At 43.3% G+C, this 17,724-nt stretch carries 33 protein-coding genes and 5 tRNA genes; 3 read left to right on the top strand and 35 right to left on the bottom strand.

What is annotated here, in order from left to right:
• Positions 1 to 61: 61 nt before the first annotated feature.
• From ACTNB3_RS14800 to ACTNB3_RS14675, 26 genes are all read right to left on the bottom strand, one after another.
• On the bottom strand, positions 62 to 526 hold the full coding sequence (locus ACTNB3_RS14800; protein WP_441026580.1) for a DUF1492 domain-containing protein: 465 nt from the start codon (positions 524 to 526) through the stop codon (positions 62 to 64).
• Positions 527 to 531: 5 nt separating this feature from the next.
• The gene (locus tag ACTNB3_RS14795; protein ID WP_441026578.1) at positions 532 to 714 is read right to left on the bottom strand and encodes a hypothetical protein; all 183 of its coding nucleotides are present in this window, start codon (positions 712 to 714) and stop codon (positions 532 to 534) included.
• On the bottom strand, positions 711 to 875 hold the full coding sequence (locus ACTNB3_RS14790) for a hypothetical protein (RefSeq protein WP_441026576.1): 165 nt from the start codon (positions 873 to 875) through the stop codon (positions 711 to 713). The genes ACTNB3_RS14795 and ACTNB3_RS14790 overlap by 4 nt, the downstream gene beginning before the upstream one ends.
• A gap of 1 nt (position 876) precedes the next feature.
• Positions 877 to 1,215, bottom strand: a complete 339-nt coding sequence (locus ACTNB3_RS14785) for a DUF551 domain-containing protein (protein WP_441026574.1) — start codon at positions 1,213 to 1,215, stop codon at positions 877 to 879.
• Between the two features lie 3 nt (positions 1,216 to 1,218).
• A complete protein-coding gene (locus ACTNB3_RS14780; RefSeq protein ID WP_441026572.1) occupies positions 1,219 to 1,494 on the bottom strand; it encodes a hypothetical protein in 276 nt (91 codons plus the stop codon).
• Complete coding sequence (locus ACTNB3_RS14775) at positions 1,491 to 1,850, bottom strand: hypothetical protein (RefSeq protein WP_441026570.1); 360 nt, start codon at positions 1,848 to 1,850, stop codon at positions 1,491 to 1,493. Before ACTNB3_RS14775 ends, ACTNB3_RS14780 begins: the two co-directional genes overlap by 4 nt.
• Positions 1,822 to 2,178 carry a hypothetical protein gene (locus tag ACTNB3_RS14770; protein WP_441026568.1) on the bottom strand — a complete coding sequence of 119 codons (357 nt, stop codon included), beginning with the start codon at positions 2,176 to 2,178 and terminating at the stop codon, positions 1,822 to 1,824. The genes ACTNB3_RS14775 and ACTNB3_RS14770 overlap by 29 nt, the downstream gene beginning before the upstream one ends.
• Positions 2,179 to 2,180: 2 nt before the next feature.
• Complete coding sequence (locus tag ACTNB3_RS14765; RefSeq protein ID WP_441026614.1) at positions 2,181 to 2,633, bottom strand: RNA polymerase sigma factor; 453 nt, start codon at positions 2,631 to 2,633, stop codon at positions 2,181 to 2,183.
• Positions 2,533 to 2,922, bottom strand: coding sequence for a hypothetical protein (locus ACTNB3_RS14760; RefSeq protein WP_441026566.1), 390 nt, complete (start codon positions 2,920 to 2,922; stop codon positions 2,533 to 2,535). The genes ACTNB3_RS14765 and ACTNB3_RS14760 overlap by 101 nt, the downstream gene beginning before the upstream one ends.
• Positions 2,922 to 4,766 (bottom strand): DNA-directed RNA polymerase subunit alpha C-terminal domain-containing protein, encoded by a 1,845-nt coding sequence (locus tag ACTNB3_RS14755; protein ID WP_441026564.1) that lies wholly within the window; start codon positions 4,764 to 4,766, stop codon positions 2,922 to 2,924. Before ACTNB3_RS14755 ends, ACTNB3_RS14760 begins: the two co-directional genes overlap by 1 nt.
• 4 nt (positions 4,767 to 4,770) lie before the next feature.
• Positions 4,771 to 4,980: a hypothetical protein gene (locus ACTNB3_RS14750; RefSeq protein WP_441026562.1), complete on the bottom strand. Its 210-nt coding sequence runs from the start codon at positions 4,978 to 4,980 to the stop codon at positions 4,771 to 4,773.
• 251 nt (positions 4,981 to 5,231) lie between these two features.
• A complete protein-coding gene (locus ACTNB3_RS14745) occupies positions 5,232 to 7,091 on the bottom strand; it encodes a DUF927 domain-containing protein (RefSeq protein ID WP_441026560.1) in 1,860 nt (619 codons plus the stop codon).
• On the bottom strand, positions 7,088 to 7,579 hold the full coding sequence (locus ACTNB3_RS14740) for a CHC2 zinc finger domain-containing protein (RefSeq protein ID WP_441026558.1): 492 nt from the start codon (positions 7,577 to 7,579) through the stop codon (positions 7,088 to 7,090). Before ACTNB3_RS14740 ends, ACTNB3_RS14745 begins: the two co-directional genes overlap by 4 nt.
• Entirely contained in the window at positions 7,569 to 8,084 is a 516-nt protein-coding gene (locus tag ACTNB3_RS14735; RefSeq protein ID WP_441026556.1) for an ERCC4 domain-containing protein, read from the bottom strand. The genes ACTNB3_RS14740 and ACTNB3_RS14735 overlap by 11 nt, the downstream gene beginning before the upstream one ends.
• A 12-nt stretch (positions 8,085 to 8,096) precedes the next feature.
• Positions 8,097 to 8,528: a single-stranded DNA-binding protein gene (locus tag ACTNB3_RS14730; RefSeq protein WP_441026554.1), complete on the bottom strand. Its 432-nt coding sequence runs from the start codon at positions 8,526 to 8,528 to the stop codon at positions 8,097 to 8,099.
• Positions 8,521 to 9,294: an ERF family protein gene (locus ACTNB3_RS14725; RefSeq protein WP_441026552.1), complete on the bottom strand. Its 774-nt coding sequence runs from the start codon at positions 9,292 to 9,294 to the stop codon at positions 8,521 to 8,523. The genes ACTNB3_RS14730 and ACTNB3_RS14725 overlap by 8 nt, the downstream gene beginning before the upstream one ends.
• Entirely contained in the window at positions 9,287 to 9,490 is a 204-nt protein-coding gene (locus ACTNB3_RS14720; RefSeq protein WP_441026550.1) for a hypothetical protein, read from the bottom strand. The genes ACTNB3_RS14725 and ACTNB3_RS14720 overlap by 8 nt, the downstream gene beginning before the upstream one ends.
• Entirely contained in the window at positions 9,483 to 9,848 is a 366-nt protein-coding gene (locus tag ACTNB3_RS14715; protein ID WP_441026548.1) for a DUF3846 domain-containing protein, read from the bottom strand. The genes ACTNB3_RS14720 and ACTNB3_RS14715 overlap by 8 nt, the downstream gene beginning before the upstream one ends.
• Positions 9,848 to 10,792, bottom strand: coding sequence for a DUF1351 domain-containing protein (locus ACTNB3_RS14710; RefSeq protein WP_441026546.1), 945 nt, complete (start codon positions 10,790 to 10,792; stop codon positions 9,848 to 9,850). The genes ACTNB3_RS14715 and ACTNB3_RS14710 overlap by 1 nt, the downstream gene beginning before the upstream one ends.
• Positions 10,767 to 10,901: a hypothetical protein gene (locus ACTNB3_RS14705; RefSeq protein WP_441026544.1), complete on the bottom strand. Its 135-nt coding sequence runs from the start codon at positions 10,899 to 10,901 to the stop codon at positions 10,767 to 10,769. Before ACTNB3_RS14705 ends, ACTNB3_RS14710 begins: the two co-directional genes overlap by 26 nt.
• A gap of 23 nt (positions 10,902 to 10,924) precedes the next feature.
• The gene (locus tag ACTNB3_RS14700) at positions 10,925 to 11,230 is read right to left on the bottom strand and encodes a hypothetical protein (protein WP_441026542.1); all 306 of its coding nucleotides are present in this window, start codon (positions 11,228 to 11,230) and stop codon (positions 10,925 to 10,927) included.
• Positions 11,227 to 11,445, bottom strand: a complete 219-nt coding sequence (locus ACTNB3_RS14695) for a hypothetical protein (RefSeq protein ID WP_441026540.1) — start codon at positions 11,443 to 11,445, stop codon at positions 11,227 to 11,229. The genes ACTNB3_RS14700 and ACTNB3_RS14695 overlap by 4 nt, the downstream gene beginning before the upstream one ends.
• A 36-nt stretch (positions 11,446 to 11,481) precedes the next feature.
• Positions 11,482 to 11,688 carry a hypothetical protein gene (locus tag ACTNB3_RS14690; RefSeq protein ID WP_441026538.1) on the bottom strand — a complete coding sequence of 69 codons (207 nt, stop codon included), beginning with the start codon at positions 11,686 to 11,688 and terminating at the stop codon, positions 11,482 to 11,484.
• A 1-nt stretch (position 11,689) separates the two neighbouring features.
• A complete protein-coding gene (locus tag ACTNB3_RS14685; protein WP_441026536.1) occupies positions 11,690 to 11,842 on the bottom strand; it encodes a hypothetical protein in 153 nt (50 codons plus the stop codon).
• Positions 11,843 to 11,857: 15 nt separating this feature from the next.
• Entirely contained in the window at positions 11,858 to 12,136 is a 279-nt protein-coding gene (locus tag ACTNB3_RS14680) for a hypothetical protein (protein WP_441026534.1), read from the bottom strand.
• Between the two features lie 6 nt (positions 12,137 to 12,142).
• On the bottom strand, positions 12,143 to 12,301 hold the full coding sequence (locus tag ACTNB3_RS14675) for a hypothetical protein (protein WP_441026532.1): 159 nt from the start codon (positions 12,299 to 12,301) through the stop codon (positions 12,143 to 12,145).
• Positions 12,302 to 12,454: 153 nt separating this feature from the next.
• Between ACTNB3_RS14675 and ACTNB3_RS14670 the strand changes: the two genes are divergently transcribed.
• Positions 12,455 to 12,835: a helix-turn-helix domain-containing protein gene (locus ACTNB3_RS14670; RefSeq protein ID WP_441026530.1), complete on the top strand. Its 381-nt coding sequence runs from the start codon at positions 12,455 to 12,457 to the stop codon at positions 12,833 to 12,835.
• A 300-nt stretch (positions 12,836 to 13,135) separates the two neighbouring features.
• On the opposite strand, the gene ACTNB3_RS14665 is transcribed toward ACTNB3_RS14670, so the two are convergent.
• The gene (locus ACTNB3_RS14665; protein ID WP_441026528.1) at positions 13,136 to 13,330 is read right to left on the bottom strand and encodes a helix-turn-helix domain-containing protein; all 195 of its coding nucleotides are present in this window, start codon (positions 13,328 to 13,330) and stop codon (positions 13,136 to 13,138) included.
• 100 nt (positions 13,331 to 13,430) lie between these two features.
• Between ACTNB3_RS14665 and ACTNB3_RS14660 the strand changes: the two genes are divergently transcribed.
• Positions 13,431 to 13,979 carry a DUF5067 domain-containing protein gene (locus tag ACTNB3_RS14660; RefSeq protein ID WP_441026526.1) on the top strand — a complete coding sequence of 183 codons (549 nt, stop codon included), beginning with the start codon at positions 13,431 to 13,433 and terminating at the stop codon, positions 13,977 to 13,979.
• 190 nt (positions 13,980 to 14,169) lie between these two features.
• Positions 14,170 to 15,288: a tyrosine-type recombinase/integrase gene (locus ACTNB3_RS14655; RefSeq protein ID WP_441026524.1), complete on the top strand. Its 1,119-nt coding sequence runs from the start codon at positions 14,170 to 14,172 to the stop codon at positions 15,286 to 15,288.
• A gap of 82 nt (positions 15,289 to 15,370) precedes the next feature.
• Here the strand turns inward: ACTNB3_RS14655 and ACTNB3_RS14650 are convergent.
• The 8 genes from ACTNB3_RS14650 to ACTNB3_RS14615 form a co-directional block, all read right to left on the bottom strand.
• Positions 15,371 to 15,456, bottom strand: a tRNA-Leu gene (locus ACTNB3_RS14650).
• A 23-nt stretch (positions 15,457 to 15,479) separates the two neighbouring features.
• Positions 15,480 to 15,552: transfer RNA gene (locus ACTNB3_RS14645), tRNA-Val, on the bottom strand.
• 35 nt (positions 15,553 to 15,587) lie between these two features.
• Positions 15,588 to 15,661 (bottom strand) — tRNA-Asp (locus ACTNB3_RS14640).
• Positions 15,662 to 15,680: 19 nt separating this feature from the next.
• Positions 15,681 to 15,754, bottom strand: a tRNA-Ile gene (locus tag ACTNB3_RS14635).
• A gap of 93 nt (positions 15,755 to 15,847) precedes the next feature.
• A tRNA-Glu gene (locus ACTNB3_RS14630) sits at positions 15,848 to 15,919 on the bottom strand.
• 153 nt (positions 15,920 to 16,072) lie between these two features.
• On the bottom strand, positions 16,073 to 16,675 hold the full coding sequence (locus ACTNB3_RS14625; RefSeq protein WP_441026522.1) for an HAD hydrolase family protein: 603 nt from the start codon (positions 16,673 to 16,675) through the stop codon (positions 16,073 to 16,075).
• Entirely contained in the window at positions 16,672 to 17,133 is a 462-nt protein-coding gene (locus ACTNB3_RS14620) for an HAD hydrolase family protein (RefSeq protein WP_441026520.1), read from the bottom strand. Before ACTNB3_RS14620 ends, ACTNB3_RS14625 begins: the two co-directional genes overlap by 4 nt.
• Positions 17,130 to 17,360 carry a hypothetical protein gene (locus ACTNB3_RS14615; RefSeq protein ID WP_427820808.1) on the bottom strand — a complete coding sequence of 77 codons (231 nt, stop codon included), beginning with the start codon at positions 17,358 to 17,360 and terminating at the stop codon, positions 17,130 to 17,132. The genes ACTNB3_RS14620 and ACTNB3_RS14615 overlap by 4 nt, the downstream gene beginning before the upstream one ends.
• Positions 17,361 to 17,724: the final 364 nt, after the last annotated feature.

The following is a 17,724-nucleotide window of genomic DNA, read 5'->3' as shown; positions in this document are numbered from 1 at the left end:
ATCCACGGAAGAGTTTGTCTCATCTCCTCCGTTTCTCGATGATACCATAATAGCACAGATATTACTGACATTCACTGACATCTTTCGGAATTTTGAAATTAGCTAATGCCTTTCCATGAATTCTGAATATCTGCCTTTCAGAGAATTTCATCTTCTCCGCGATCTCCCACCAGTCCATCCCTCTGATATATCGGTAGAATAACACATCTTTCTCGTTCTCACTTTTCAGCTTCTTGATCCTTCCGACGATCTCCTGGTAATCCTTGATTCTGCAATACCTCTCATCGATCAGCTCCTGTACCATGCTGTCCAGCTCAGCAGCATATCCGGAAAGATCGCTTTGCCCGCAACCTCCGTGCGGCATTCCGTCATTATTCACCGAAGGAGAAATCTTCATTGACCTGAGTTCTGCTATCTCGGCATTGATTCTATGTATTCGTCTGACGTGTGTTCGATATTTCCTCAGATACTCTTTTTTCAGATCATTCTCCGACGGTTCTCTCTTTTCTTCGATTGCTTCTACCACTTGCATCACTCCCTATCACATTTATATAACCTGCCTGTCCTCTTGTCCCGGACTTCCACCAACTCAAACCCCATGAGGCTTGCCACGCTCTGCACCGCATTCAACGCTTCCCTCATTTTGTGCGGCATCCGGTTATATTCCCTCATAGCTTTCTCCGCAGTCGGGTCTCTGTATCCTTCCTGGTTCAACGTATCCCTTCTTTCTCAGATATTCTACAACCGAATACCTCTTCACAGTACTTCTTGTACTCCTTGCATACTTTGTGTTCCTTTGCTTCCTCAAGTGGTATTCCACGCTGTCGCGCATATACTTTGCAATACTGTTTATATTGGACTTCTGCTTCATTCAATCTACTCACTCTCCTCTTCTGGCCGGTACGGCTTTGGGAGCGGCATCCAGGCTGTTACTTTCCAGTAAGATCTATTTCCAGACAAATTCCACCTTTTCATTCTTGGCATCCATTTTGCAAAAGTAACATGAACTATATGATTTTCAATAGCATTCACAATATATGTTCCGTTCTCTTCCGGAAAACGCTCACTGCATGGAATCCATTCGCCGATTTTCGGCTGTTCCTCAATTACACTTGCAATCTGACGCATGCCTGCAACCATTGCCGGCATATTACATTTCATTGCAAATTCGATTTCTTTCTCAATATCTTCAATCAGCTTCTTCTCATCAATCATCTGCTATTCCTCCATGTCATGAATCACAATCCCAAGCTTCTTTCCAAGCCAGGTAAGACCTTCTCTCGTCATCTTGTACATTCTTCCGCCGTGTTTGTCTTTCTCACCTGCTTCGGCATATCCTGCCGCTACCATCACATTCCAGATCTCACAGTCTTCTCGTCTTGCATCGTAGTAGTTCCGATACGGACGATAATATAATTTGCTGTAGCGCCTGCAGGGCTCTTTATTATCGAGCCCGATGCAGTGCTTTGCGTATTCGATGCATGATGCTTTCATTCTTCCTCACTCCAATCTAATCTCTGCGCGCAATCCGGATTAGGACATCTTTCCAAGAAAACAGGATGTTCGTAATATCCATCTCCAAGATTTTCAGATAATTCGTTTCCGCATCTCGGGCATATTGACGGAGACCAACGCTCAATAACTACTTTTTTAGGTTTCTGTTTCTCAACAGCTTCCCGGACTTCTTCCAGCGTGCCAATATCTTCATACTGCGCCAATTTCCGGCATACATCATCCATAAAACCGCAGTTGTCACAATCATTTTCTGTCCCGTTTCCATCACACGGCTCTTCATAGCATTTCGGGAAATATGCTCCATAATTACTCCAAGCTGTTAGTCTTTCCATCATGTTTTTCTCCTTTCGTCAATTCGCCCAGCACATTAATGCCAACTTCTTTTTCAAGCTCTTCGTTCATCAGCCGGAAATAATCCTCATCTTCCTGCACGAATTGCATCTGAGCCAGCGCAAATTCCAAAAACTTCATAATCCGTTTCTGGCCAAAACCAAGCTTCCTATGCATGAAGTCCACGCTGATCAGAAGAAATGCGTTGAGTGACCTCACATAGTAATCGTAAAACATCTCCTTTCTCTCTTCTTCGTACTTCGGATCTCTCATCGCCTGTTCGACCAGCTTGCGTATTTTATGCTTCTTAAGTTCTTTGTCTGCCCATCCCATTCTTACACCTCGCGCAAACGCATTGCTTCTTTCTTCGTTGCTTTTTTACCTTTTTCGTACACATTGCAGTTCTCAACACTACATCCTCTGCTGTGGCCAACGATAGCAAGATAATTACATCCGCCTCTTGCTGTCGCCAATCCATCACGGTACCGACAGGACCGGCACAGATGCCGATCGGAATTATATCCATATCCGCGCTGCGGTTCTTTTCTTACTCCTCCACGCGTCCGAAAGCCGGTGATACCACTTTCATACACCCAGTTTTTTATTGTCCCCACACTGACTTCCATCAGTTCGGCGATCTCTTTGTTGGACTTTCCATCAATCACATACCTTCTCAGCACTTCCGGATCATATTCTTTTTTCTTGCTGTTTTTCGCCGGAACTATCTCTTCTTTTTCCAGTTCCGGCGCTGTTGGGGGGGGGGAGCTGATTTTCCTCCCCGTCCTCATCATTCGCAGATTCAGGTTCATCCGCTTCTGATTCCGCCGGCTCTTCATTTGCATCCTCTTCGGCTGGCGTAATCACTTCCGAGCCTTTCATCATGTCCTGCACAGATGCTTCAAATTCCGGATTTATAACTGCCGGCACATCGACCAGATACTTATTATTATCGTATTCCAGAAAATCGGATAACAGATTTGCATCCATCTTCCCGTCTTCGGAACACTGCAGCACAACTACTTTTCTGCCTTTTGCATAATCCATCAACGCTTCTTTAACGCTCTTTTCAACTAACATTACTTTTTCTCTCCCTTCTGCAAGTTCTTCAAAAATTCTATCAAGGACGTTTCGCTGTCCGTGCTGTGCACATACTGATGTTCGAACGTTTTATCGGTACCGTAAAATTTTCTGTGTTTATCAAGCAGGTGATAGTGATGCTCATCTTCAAACTCATTTGCTTTCCAGCACATCCTTCTTCGTGGATATTCCGCCACTACCAGACGGCTGCCATCTGAGAAATCATACTTGTAATAATTCACATCGATATTCTCGTCCCGGTACCATAGTCCCCAGTCTTTGTAATTCTTAATCCATTCTTTGCGCTGGTCGTTATTTCGCATCACTGGCAGATCTGGCTGTACTGGTGCAGGTTCTTCCTGCTCTTCCAGCTCATCGCCCTCTTCCAGCTCTGCTTCGCTTTCTAACAAAAGCCTGAGTGCCTTTACGAGCATCCGCTGTCTCATCATCAGATTGAGCGGAAGACCTCCATCCTCGGAATTCACCTTTTCATACTCTGCAAGTGTTTGTTCCTCTTCTTCAAGGTAATCCCGGATTGCGATCTGAGAGAAGGTAAGCTTGTCCAGATCCGCTGATTCCTGGCAGCATATCTCATCAGCTTCCGTATTTTCGTCAGCGATTTCTTTGTACTCTGCATCAATCACAGTTTCATCATCTTTCGTCACGAATTCAGGCTGATTGATAACATTTTCTTGTTGTTTGATAACATCATTGTCCTCAACGTTGTTGATATCGATATCAGTTTTATCCTGATCTGGCAGAAGCTCCGGATAATCTTCCACGTTCATTTGTCCCGTGATCTGTTCTTCGTATTCATGTGCGACGTCGCACAAAGGCTTTTCAGAGTTGTTTCTCGCATATTCTTCAAGTTTACTATGTACTTCATCCATGCATTTCCGCGAGAAATTTCGAATCATTGCCAAATCAGTGTCTGGCATACTCTGAATTTCTTCAATCGTCTCCACTCCTGCTCTTTTCAGTACATTATAGGTTCTAACGCTTAAGTTAAGCTCATCAATTGCCGTTCCGTGCTTTTCATTGATCGATTCATCACGTGCGACGTCGCAAATATTTCTCTTCGCCGCCTCGTGCCTTGCTGCTATGGATCTCCTGCACTCATACCCACAAGGATGATCACACTTCTTACAACATGGAACCGGTTTCCCATCTCCCGCCCGGTGGAATGCCAGATCTTCGTTTACAAACTGGCACTTATTTCCAACTTCCTGTCTTATATTCTCTACTACGTTCAAAGTCGTACATGGAAATGGATTTCCCATCGGAGCTTCTACGCAATAACAATCTACCTGTCTGATTTCACATCCACCACGGTGACATGAAAAACAATCGCATTTTCCACATCCCGGAGTGCTGATCAGGCTCCCTTCCGGGTATACTCGCAGAGGATATCCCAGTATCGATACTGGCTCTTCTTCTACTTTTTCCGGTTTACGCAGATCCCGGATTTCTTTCACCGTCATGCCTGGTGTGACTTCTTCCAGCTGTTCATCTTCCAGGTATAACATTTCCTGTAACTGGCTCTTCCCGAAGTCCTTGTATTCGTCCTTCAGTACCGGACTGGATCCATCCACCGAGAACTTCTGACACATCTTCATCCAGCGCGATGCAGTCGATCGCTGAATACCAAACTCCTGCTCTGCAAAAGCCCACACGCTATCATATCCGCCGTCCTTGTAGAGTTCCCGATCACGCACCTGCATCAGCTGACATCCAATGTCGATGAAGCTCCGCTGCATGTTCGCCAGATCTGCCCGGATGATACGCTTTGTCGTATCGTAATCTATGATGAGCCACCATTTATTTTCTTCCATGATTTCGTCCATAATTTCATCTCCTCCCGTTTCTGGTATACGCATCATGTAGTCCCTGCACTCTTCCCGCCCACCAGAACACCAATCCTTCGATGTCTGATTGGCCATCATACTTTTTAATCAAATTCTCACAATGCAGGTTAAATTTTCCCATATCGTGATCGTTCAAATACTGTTTATATGCCTTCCAGCAATCGTTATATATTCCACTGATTCGCTCTTCCATTGTATTTTCTCCTTGAAAGTAACCCAAAATTGCTTAAAAGTAACCGAAATTTCGTTGCGGTAACCTCGCTCCGGTTACCTTAAAAACCGCGTATTTTCAACGTTTTCAGCGGTTTTTGAATCATGGTAACCAAGGTAACCACCAATTTCCTTATAGAAAAGTTTTTCTGTGTGTGTCACTTACACACACCCACACACACATGTATATATAGAATTTCGCGGGTTACCCGGTTACCTCGGTTACCAGTTACCCTATTTGAACGGCAATTCTTCCTGATCGTATACGTCCGCCGGTTCAAATCCATCAGCATCTTTTTCATCATCCATTTTAATAAAAATGCACTTACTGTTTTTGCCGTCTATCTTTTTTTGCTTCGTAAATTTACCGCCCTGCGTCTGTAAAAGTCCATTTCTATCAGCCCAAGACAGAAACGCCTTGTCAGAAAAACCTCCGGATTTGCACAGATCATTGAATGCTTGCACATATAGGATCGCATAATCATCTGTCAGAACGCCCCATCGCTCTACAGTCGAATCGGACTTGAAGCGCTGCGGATTCATTGCGATCTTATCCATCAAGTACCGGTAGCACCGTTCGTTGTCCGATAGATCATTCCTGTTGATCAGAACCGTTTTTGCTTCATCAATCGTGATATACTGCTTATCATGAAACAGATACTCTGTTGCGATTTTGTCGGCTGTAAGAAGCACAGATAGTGCGATGCTCTGCTTTTGCATTGCTTCATCATCGTGGATCTGCTTCTGAAAATCCTTCTGTATTCGGTGGATTTCTTCTTTTCCGAGCTTTTGCACTGCTTCAACAAACCGTTTTCCTGCAAGTCCATAATTCTTCTTCACGACATCTGCGGTTTCCTGAGGATCAGCAAATACATTGTCCTTGCATTCAACCTCAAGGATTCGGTTAATCGCTCCGCCTTGAGACACGTAAGAGTTAAGCGGACGTTCCCCATTTGTAAGTATCACATTCTTCCAGCGGTTCTCCCGGTTCATTCCAAGCTCTTTGTTAGATCGGCTTTTCCCTTTCCCAGAACACAAATCGTACACAACGCCTTCGAAATTATCACGCACACGGCTACTTGTCTTACTGGTATCATCGAGCATCATGGGCAGATGATTCAGCATATCCGCTTTTGCTTCCAGGGCGACCTCTGTAGTTTTGAAATCTCCTATGTACGCCGATTCATCCGGATTCGCCCAGACCGATGCAGCCACCATAAGCGACACTGTTTTACCGCCTTCGGTCTCTCCCCAAAGATCTACAATAAATGGAAGAGCTCCCAGTATACTCACGATAACACTTGCGAAAGATGCAGCAAGCATAAATTTCACTTCCACGCGCCCTCTTCTCCGGAGCTGCGCAATGTGATTTTGCCAGATCTTCCAGTTCCCATGCTCCCTCACGCTTTCATACACCTGTTTAAATCGCATATCGCCGTCAAATATGATGTCCGTGCTGTATGGCAGAAAGCCTCCGTTTATCCATCCCAATTTCGAGCTTGAAAGCTGTACTGGGATATCATCATCATTCATGTTTTCCACATCTGACAGATACTTGACCAGGAGCTTCGCATTCTCCGATGTAACGGATATACCAAGTTTGGATAGTGATACAATCTTATTCGAAGAAGAAACAAGGTCTTTCGGTACTGTGATTTCTCTCCATGTATGATTTCTCTTATATGCGATCACAATCTGTTCCTCTCCGGTTTCCAGATTCTTTGTCCTTTTGATCGGAAGAATCGGATGATAGCAAACTACGACTTCGTTCGAATAATCCTTATTGAATGTCTGTATTCCATTATCATCAGCGATCCAGGCTCCGCATTTCATGTTTTCGTAAGGCCCTGAAAAGTTCGTCCAGCTATCTACAAGTGAGCGACTTGTAGCTTTATTTTTTCGCATTTCTGCGTCCGTTTTCTTATATGCCTTAAACAGATGCTCGAACTTCTGTTTAACCCCGAGATCCTTTGCGCGATCCTCGAACGATAGGAGCATCCGGGCTTTCATGATCTCGTCTTCCTGTTCAAATATTTCAGAGAACACTTCTTCCGACAAGATACTGTCTTTATCGTATTCAATTAATGGTTTCAACTTCCCGTCCTCTTTTCGTTCAAAATTTCATGATGATACAGCTCGATTTGCAGGGCATTGTAGCAATCGCACCAAGTCTGCGATAGCGGATCTGATTTCGCTATCCAATCTCTGTATATGTCAATCAGATCGTTATTTAGCTTCCGCTTCATGCGATCCTTTTCTTCCTGCTTCTTCCGCATCTCCTGCGCTTTTTTTGCATGGTAGATAGCAAACCGATCCTTCGCTTTCTCATGCTCATAAGTTCCGCCAAGCATCAAAAACGCTTCTCTGAAAGGTATTCCATAAAACTGCTGAATGAAAGTGAATATATCTCCATTCGCACCGCATCCGAAGCAGTTGTAGTCCTTTTCGTAGATTTTCATTGATGCCGTTTTTTCCTTGTGAAAAGGGCAGGAAATGAACCCCTTGCGATTCGGCTGCGAAAGCCCGCATTTGATCAAAATATCTCTCATCGAGTATTCTGCCTTAATTTCCTCACTGGTCATTTACCCCCCCCCCCTCCTTCAAAATCCGTATAATCTCTTTTCCGGTATCTTTTTTTTCGCAGAACATAAATTTAACTCCGTACTTCCGTTCCTGCGTCTTCAATATTTTGTAAAGCGTCTCTCCGGTCATGGCTTTTGTTTCAATCTCTTCCCATTTTCCGGTATCCGGGTTCTTCCTGCGTTTCCAGCGCCTGGGATTCTCCCACCAGATCACATCTTCCAGGCGCCTTACTTCTTTCCCGTGCTCAACAAGGATGATCAGCTGTATCTCGTTTTCCTGCGCTTTCACAAGCTCGTTCCGGAAGCGTTCATGATCCTGGCAGACATTCGAACAGAGCTCAGAGAGATTCTGCTTACGATCAACAATCAGTCTCGGGTTGTCATAGTTCATGTAATCGCCGACCATCAACTTACTGACCGGATGCCGGATTCCCTGCCGGTCAAATTCTTCAACAATCTTCTTGATCGCTCTCGCCTTTTCTCTGCTATCTATCTGAATTATCATGCTCGCTCACTCCTAGTTAAACGTAAGCTCCTCATCGATATCGTCGGGGATACTCATAAACCCATCATTATCTGCCGGATCGCAATTATTAAATCCTCCTGAATCATCTCCGGATGCATTATTCTGAGATCCTTTGCTTTCCACAAATTCGCAGTTTTCCACAACTACATCCGTCGTATAGACCTTGTTCCCATCATTATTCGTATAAGATCCGGTCTGGATCCGCCCCTGGATACCGATGCGCATCCCCTTACGGAAATACTTTTCGATAAATTCAGCGGTCTTTCCAAACGCTACCAGATTCGGGAAGTCTGCAGTCGGGCCGTTATCGCTTTTAAAGCGCCGGTCTACCGCAAGCGAAAATCTCGCAATAGTCATACCTCCGTCCGTGTACCTTACGTCTGGATCTTTTGTGAATCTTCCAACAAGCTGCACACTATTCATTCTTTCCATCTCCTCTCACTAAGTCCGGAGTCTTTTCAAGCTTCGACATTGCGATTTTAAATTCTCTCACAGTGAGCGATTCAATGTCTTTTGCAGAAATGGTTTTTACTCCTAGAATTAGTTTATCCGTTACACCGGTTCTCTTCTGCTCCGCGCGAATTGTATTTAACATTGCTTCCGTTATTTTTGAATCTTCCGACGTATCTGTGCCGGACTGTTTCGGAGCTTCAGGCTTCTTTGTTTCCTCAGATTTCTTTTCTGCCGGCTTTTCTTTCTCTTTCTTTGATTTCTGTCTATTACCTTCTTCAAGCTCCTGAGATTCGCCATCCGGATCATCCATCAGTTCCTCTGTTGGAATACAGAACACCTGGAAGCACACATACTTATATGCGGTAGCCATCGCCTTATTTGTTGCCTTATCGCCGGTATCTAATCCTTCTCCTACAATCACAGATTCTACGGATGATCCGTCCTCTGCGAAGAAGGTGAACTTGATCTTGCAAACGACTTTTATCATATCTGTTCCCTTTTGAGTTTTTCCAACCGTAGCGCAATTTCGTTCCAGTATCCGAGGAACAATAAATACTTTGTTTTTGGCCAGAGCTGGATGAAGCGCATTAAACACATCGTCCACACTGCGGTACTTAAACCCCTGCTGCTTATTTATTTTATCCTTCGCTACAAATCCAACGTCCGCAATCACGCCCGCAATGGCCGCGTAGATTTTACCAGGATTCGCGCTTACATTTTTTTCTTCGTTATTCACAATTATCCTCCTTGTCATATACAACCCGATCTGCAGACTGCACGATCAAAAGACTGGCGATCTGTTTCATCGAAAGGCACGATTCGTTGTAGATGTCAACCAGAACGTTATATGCTTCTGGCGTCAGCTTCACAACCATCTGCTCACCAACTGGATGCTTCTTTCTCGCTGGGATATGTATCATTCCATCACTCATCAGATTCTTCCTCCAAAAATTCAAAATCATTCAGCAGCTGAATCTTCATCGCTTCCGCATCTTCCAACCCGAGAATATATTCCCCGTCCGGAACTGCCAGGATGATATCTCCTACGATCGGCCATCCGTGACGCTCAGTGTCGTAGAAATAACTTCCAAGCTGATTAGGGGGAAGCTTCTTCAAATGTCCTTCTTCATCCGCCAGGAACATCATCGGACATTTGAAATAATCCCACATTTTCTGCGTTTTCACTGTCTCGAAGTATCCCCCGATGGCGTTCTGAATGCTGCGGAAATCATTAAAATTAACATCAATGATAGACACCACATTGTCTGTTGTGATTTTAATTGTTTTCATTACACATCCCTCCGCTCAAAATAAATACCGATACTGTTGAATGCCATCTCAACCTGTTCCAGTTCTTCTGCTGTCGCTATGACCTTGTAATAAGCTGTAACCGTACTCGGCTGTTCAAAGGGAAGCTCCGCATCATCAAATCCTGCACATTCTTCCATGCTGGCTTTTAAAGCTTCGCTTTCCATGCGGGCGCGCTCCTCAGCGCGGATCCGTTCCTCTCTCTCAATAGCCGCACGTTCCTCCGCGCGGATTCTTTCAAGCTCCATCTGTTTCCTGCGCTCTTCTTCCCGCGCGCGCTTTTCTTCCTGTTCCTTCAGAATTCGGGCTTTATCCTGCTCGTATTTGGTAATCATCGAAATTGCTTCCGGAAGATTGCCAGTATTCAGGTAGTACTTCAGAGCTTCCGCTGATTTGTCTGAATTCATGCTCTTAATCGTATCAACTGCCGTGATAATGTTGCTGATGCTCTGCTCCATCTCGCTTCGCACGGATTTCATATTGACAGAAGCGTTCTCCCATTTCGTGTTGTAGAATTTTTCAAGAGAAATGTATTCCTGATAGTTCGGAATCTCGCTTACAAATTCATCGAATGCCTTTTTGATTTCCGCACGCTTTTTCTCAATACGCTTTTTCTCAAATTCCTCAACCTGCTCGTTGATCAGGTTGATCGGCTCGTCCACTTTCTTCATGAGCTTCTTCATTCTATCGTCAAAGCTGTCGTAAGGCTCCATCCATTTTTTCTTTACCGCCTTCCTGGCATCGTCGATATCCTTTTTCAGCTTCCGGAGGTTCGCAACCTCTTTCTTTGCATAAGTCTTTGAATCTTCCGTGAATACAGCGCCTTTGTATTCCGCCAGCTTGTTATCCAGCTGTGTTTCCAGTTCATCGAAATTAAGTTCAATGCTTCCAGGATTCTGATTAATTCTCAGGGTTAATTCGTTCATATTCTCCATCCTCCGCTTTTCTGTATGATTCTGCTTTACGCTGCCTGATCTTTCGCTCTATTTCGTCTACTTCCTGCCGAACCAGTCGCTCCTGGTCCGCCCAATCCATGTATTCGTCACTCCACCACATGACTATCCCTTATACGCTGCGCCGAATATTCTGCACATCAATTCGTCTGTGATGTCACTGGCCATTTTCACCATTTCCGGTTTCTCCCGCTCTGCTTTCGAGATTTTCTCTGCAAATAATTCATGTCGCTGGCTATCATCCAATTTACTGAGCCTTATAATCTCTTCATAAAAATCCATGCCATCACTCTCTCCGAGAGTTTTACACAGAGCATGTCTTATTTCCCGCATCAGCTCTTCCAGTTCAGCAGCGATCTGTATCGTACTGCCGCTGATACGTGTTTCTTTCCCAAAATCACATTTAATCATTGCTTTTTCCCCTCCATATCTGCTGCTAATACATGATTATCATCCTTCGGATTTTCGCACTTACAATTTTCATCACATGCTTTGATTCCAAGAATTGCAAAAACATCTGCGAGACACGCGTATTTATTCATGCTAGCGTATCTAGCCACCGCTTCGACTAATGACGGCATCTGATTCGGTTCCACATTATCCCAGTCAACATAAAATTTTGCCATTGCTTTTTCCTCCATTCCGTTTTACAATTAATTTGGTTATATTTCTGTGTGCCCGTCCGGAGTCGCCGCTCCAGGGCACTTTTTAATTGATTTGATATTTCTATCATCCAGACAATCTGCAAACAGTTGCAGATATGCAATTGCATTCCTCTTAAATGTTTCAGACTCTCCGTCGATGCGTTCCAAGCTTTCAAGCTCAGCGATTATTGCATCTATCTTAGATGTTCTCATTCTCTCTGCCATCTTAACCCACTCCCATCAGCCAAAGAAAAAACATTCCAAATGTAAATACCACCGTAAACAGCGACGATCCGATCGCTCCGATCAGATCGAGCTTATCATCGACTTCAATCTCTCTATCCATCTGCCGAAGCAATCTCTCGTTATCTCTGCTCATCGTTATCACCTCCCTCTAGTACCATCCGATCGCCTTTGCAAGCTTTTGTGGATCGTAGTCTTCTACTTTTATTCCGTTCCGGATTCTCTCGCGTTTTTCTATGTAGTCCAGGAACACGAGATAATTAATCAGTACAATTCCTCCGTCTTTAATGCATGCATGTTCATCGTATCTGTCGGACTTCTTGATTTCTTTCATCCGCTCATCAACGGTTCTTTTGCTGATTCCGAACTGCTGAGCAAGTACCGCTCTTGGCATGTACGGCGTTCCTCTTACTTCTGTAATAACTCTCATTACATATCACCTCGCTTTCTCTTTTGCTTCATCTTTCTTCGATTTGATATCTGACATGATTGCCATTCCTTCTCCGATCAGAAGCACGCGTTCCAGATCGTCGTCTGACATGGTCGCAATCACTGATCCGAATTTATCAAGAACCTCTTTTTGTTTATCTGACATTTACTATCTCTCCTTTCTTTCGTGTTTTGTTAAACACATTTTATATCTTTATAACGTGTTTGTCAATAGTTTTATTGTTATTTTCTTTTGTTTTTGTGCTTTACAAAACATATCAATTATTGTATAATGTAACCAGAAAGTGAGGTGACTATAATGAATATAAATGAGCGCGTCCGCTATTTAAGGAAAGAGAAATTACATATGACTCAAGAGGCCTTTGGATCTCCTTTAGGTTTGACCAGAGCAAATATAGCAAATATAGAAGCTGGTCGTATTTCCGTAACAGAACGTGTTGTTCTGGGGTTATGTGATAAATATAATGTTGATGAGAATTGGCTTAGAAATGGAATTGGCGATGTATTTATGGAACTATCTCGAGAAGAATATATCGCCGAGTTCATTGGCCGAGTTCTTAAAGATAAAGAGGATTCGTTCAAAAAACGTTATATAGAAATGCTTTCCAAACTGGATGAGGACGGATGGGAAGCACTCAAAAAAGTAGCTATCGCAATGGGGAGCATAAAGAAGGACTAGGAAATCCTAGTCCAACAGCCCTCGTATAAAACGATAGATTATCTTCAGAAGATATTCTGAATCAATATTTTCAACAGCATTGATGATAAGTGATTTGTAATCCATATGTAAGACCTCCGTTCGGTAGATAATTAGCAAACACACGTTCGAAATTCCTTGATTACATAATACTACTATATATTGTAAAAATCAACAATATTTTCGAACACGCGTTTGTATAACTATTTGCTTCTACCAGTTTAACAATTTCCTTTCGGATTTCTTACGGAGGTTCATGGAATCGTCCGAGATCTCGGACACTTATTTGTACGGCGAATCAAAAAGATCTGTGATCCGAACTTTCAGACCGGATGCCAGCTGCTCCAATGTGTCCAGTCGTGGTGCTCTCCCATTCATGATATCATTGATTGTGGATTTTGGGATTCCGGTCATAAGAGATACTTGCCGTACTGATAGATTTCTATTGTACATAATTTCACTCAGTAATATCTTCATGAGGATATTATCTGCAGATATAATATAGATATGCAAATTTAGATATAATCGCAAATGCGTTTATATGAACAGTGTAAGGTGGAAAGAAAGAGGTAAACAAATGAAAAAGAGAGTATTAGCAGTTTTGCTAGCTGCAACAATGGCACTGTCGATGGTAGCTTGTGGAGGTTCTTCAGAAACAGAAAAAGAAGAAGTTAAAACAGAAGAAACAGGGGAATCAGAAGACACCAAAACAGGCGAAGAGGAGCCTGAACAAGAAGAGAAAGTAGCTCCTGCGGATGATGGCGTAATCAACTTTGAATGCGATACTTTTAAAGTTGAATACACGAGACATGAAGTTGGTAAGGACTGGGAAGGCAATCCATGTCTCATTTACTATTTTAATTTTACAAACAAGAGCACTGAAGCAACAAGCGCTGTTGTATCATCTTATTTTCAGTGTTTCCAAAATGGCATAGAGTGCGAAACCACATTTTTGGAAGGTGAAAATGCGGAATATAACAATCTCTCAAAAGATATTCAGCAGGGCATAACGATCGAAGCGTGTGAAATATATAAGCTTACCGATATGAGCGAAGTGACAATTGAAGCTTCAGACTGGACTTCAATTTCAGGAGAAAAAGATATCCAAAAAATTACACTAGAATAAATTAAAAACCGCCCGGTACGCCAATACCGAACGGTTTACATAAGCTATATATCCGAAGAGATACATGCTCTTGAACAAATATATTGTATCATCTTCGGGCAGCCAATGCAAGAGAACGGAAGTTCTCTGGCTGTTATTTTTATACTCAAAAACCACGTGCGACGTCGCACAAAAAGAAAGGAAGATGATTATGTGGATTGAAAGCACACCAAATGGAAAATACAAATTCAGGGAGCAGTATATGGACCCTCTCACAGGCAAGAATAAGACAGTCAGTGTTACGCTTGATAAGAATACAGCGACTACGAGACGCCTTGCTCTCGAAGAGCTTACGAAGAAAATCAATCAGAAAAAAGGATGCCTGGGAAATGTTGATTCCCTCACGCTCTCCGATCTCGTTGCAAAATACGAAAAATATCAGAGAAGTACATTAAAGCCGTCCACTTATCGCAGAAACCATTTTGCGTGTGTGACGATTCAGAACATACTTGGTTCTGACGTTCTTGTGAATCGCCTGACCGCCCAATACATCAAGGAGAAGTTTCTGGACAGTGGGAAAGCTCCCAGCACGCTCAATGAGCTCCGGATCCGCTTCTCCGCGCTGATCCGTTGGGGATATCAGAACGACTATATACACGATGTATCGTTTCTTGATAAGTTCAAGCCATTCCCAGACATTCCACATAGAAATAAGATCCAGGACAAATATCTGGAATCCGATGAACTCCGCACGCTTCTTTCCGCAATGGGTTCGTGTTGGCACTGGAAGTATCTGACAGAATTCCTCGCGCTCTCCGGGCTTCGGTTCGGCGAAGCTGCAGCGTTGACATCATCGGATATTGACTTCGAGCAATCTGTAATCCATGTGACAAAAACTTATGATCACAATAACCGAATCACTACATCGACCAAAACGCAGTGCTCCTGCAGGGACGTATACATTCAGCCGGAGCTTGAGAAGCTGCTTCGTAAGATCTCACTGTATATGAAGATTCAGAGAATGGAACATGGATATGCAAACGATGAAGATCTGTTATTCTGCATGACGAACGGAAAACATATTAACCATTCCGCTTATGAAAAATATCTTCGTGAAACCTCTCAGAAAGCTCTTGGGCGCCGAATTACACCTCACACGCTCCGACACACTCATGCGTCATTGCTTCTTGAGAATGGAGTTGATATCTATACAATATCGCGCAGATTAGGACATGAGAACAGTAAGGTGACAAGGGAGATCTATCTGCACGTAACGGAGAAGCTGCAGGAAAAGGATAATGAGCAGATCCGAAAAATCAAGATAATTTAAAACAATCCACCTTTTCGTCCCCTTTTCCAAGACAAAAATAGCGGGAAGCCCGTAAAATAAAGGCTTTCCGCTAATGATTAAATGCCGCAGACCGGAATCGAACCGGTACGGGTATCGCTACCCACGGGATTTTAAGTCCCGGGCGTCTGCCAGTTCCGCCACTGCGGCATATAACATATAAATGCTATAAATGGGACCAATAGGGCTCGAACCTATGACCCTCTGCTTGTAAGGCAGATGCTCTCCCAGCTGAGCTATGATCCCATATATAATTAAAAGACATTCACTGAAAATGTCAGCGACCCGAATGGGACTCGAACCCACGACCTCCGCCGTGACAGGGCGGCGCTCTAACCAACTGAGCCATCGGGCCATATGAAATTTTTAAAAAGTGGACCTTCAGGGACTCGAACCCGGGACCGATCGGTTATGAGCCGATTGCTCTAACCAGCTGAGCTAAAGGTCCACGCTCATTTACCCACCGCTTAGATAACACCGGGCTTACATTCTGACCAAGCGAAAGGCCATTTACCTTTCCCTGAATGCTTGGCTAATGTAATGACTCCGACGGGAATCGAACCCGTGTTACCGCCGTGAAAGGGCGATGTCTTAACCGCTTGACCACGGAGCCATACTGTTTTCGGCCAGCTTGTGTTTCGCAGTGACCGAAAATTATATTATCATATCTTGTACTAATATGCAAGTGATTTTTGAAATTTTTTTATTTTTTTATTCTGCAATTGCCTGTTTTCGCTGATGACAATCGACTATCCTTACGGGGCATTCACATTTTTCTTTTTACAGGCTCAAAATACTGTTTCATCTTCTTCACCATAAGATTCCTGTTGGAATCTGCGACACACACATCACAGGTTCCTTCGATGCTGCCAAATGTCACCGTCTTTTCCATATCCAGAAGCGCCAGAAGATTGCGGAGCATATTCTCTCTTGTCGCATCTTTATGATAGATCTTAATATAGGCATACCCTGGATAATCCGTTGAATCGTACATCAGTATTTTACACTCATCCGCCCATTCCTGAGTGCTTATTTTTTCATATAATTTCTCAATTCTCTCCTTTTTTTCAATCATCATAAAATATACTACATTCTCATTTTCAGGAAGCGGCCGTTTCATATAGTTCCGGTATGGTGATTTACGCATCTGTTTATAGATTTCCTGTTCTGCCCTGTTTCCAAGCTCATTATAGTAAATCACCAGCACATCATCGATCACTACATTTGCAAAATAACTGATATGCTCATTTTCCAGAAATTCTATAACCTTTCTCGCCTGCAAATAAGACATCTCATAACTCATAAGGAAAGAATTATCATTCATATCATACAGCACCGCTCCGTCCATCGCAATGATCGGCAGCTTCAAATTGATTCCCTGCAGCTTTCCCTGACCGTCGCCGGCGTGCGAAGCGTGGATACGGTAAATTTAGCTCCCTGCTCGATCATTCGGTTCAGTTCCACCTTACTGTATGGCGTCAGCTGTTCCTTATCGGTAAGAAGCGTATCATCAATTCCCGAAACAAACAAAATATCCGTATTCTTTGTCCTTGGTAAATGTATGGAGTTAACGATCAGTGCCAGTACAACTCCAATTAGTGTATCCAATACTCTGTTAAAAACAAACCGCATCGGGCTTTCGTCTGTGATATGCATGACCGTAATACTCAGGAAAACGACACAGGAAAAATAGGATGTATTCGTGATATCCAGTAAAACAGTCGAGTACAACACCACTCCGGTAAACAATGCAATGATCAGATAGCTTAAAATATTCCCCTGAAGCTTTCCACCCAACGCATATACCTCGATCAAAATAACAATCATTCCCCAGAATGCAGGCATACTGCACATACAGAACGCAGGATCCTCTGATCCGGTTTTGGAATGCGGCCTTTTGCCTTAACTATTGTATTTCTCTTCCATTCTGCCATTTCCATGACCTCCTGTCTTCCACCTGTCACAACTCCAGTTCTTCCGGCTAACACAAAAATAAGGTTGATGCCAGAATCTCTGCCGCGGTTGAGCACATTGGTATCCTGTAATTTCGTCATAGTATATAACAACACATTCACATTTGCCAAATTTCAGTTGAATTCTCTGCTGTGTCCGTCTTTTACTGCAGGATAAGCAATTAAGTGGGGGCGTTGCTTATGACACGGCCATCGCCCTTTGGTCGCCGGAATGATTAGTTATTTTCATTAGCTCTATAAAAAGTACCACAAAATCATCATTATAGACGATTGAGTGGCGCTTTTTATTGTGTTTAATTTAAAATACACCCATTTATATCATAATATACATTTTCCATACTAATCTCCATTCCGCCGCCTTTGGCTGGCGGCACAAATAGTAATGAAAGTGTTCCAACTCTCTACGTTGTGCTGTAAAATAGTTTGCAAGAAGCTACACTACAAA

It is taken from the genome of Bariatricus sp. HCP28S3_D3, assembly GCF_052065755.1.
In the GTDB taxonomy this organism is placed as follows: domain Bacteria; phylum Bacillota; class Clostridia; order Lachnospirales; family Lachnospiraceae; genus Allocoprococcus.
This window is presented reverse-complemented; position numbering and strand designations above follow the sequence as displayed.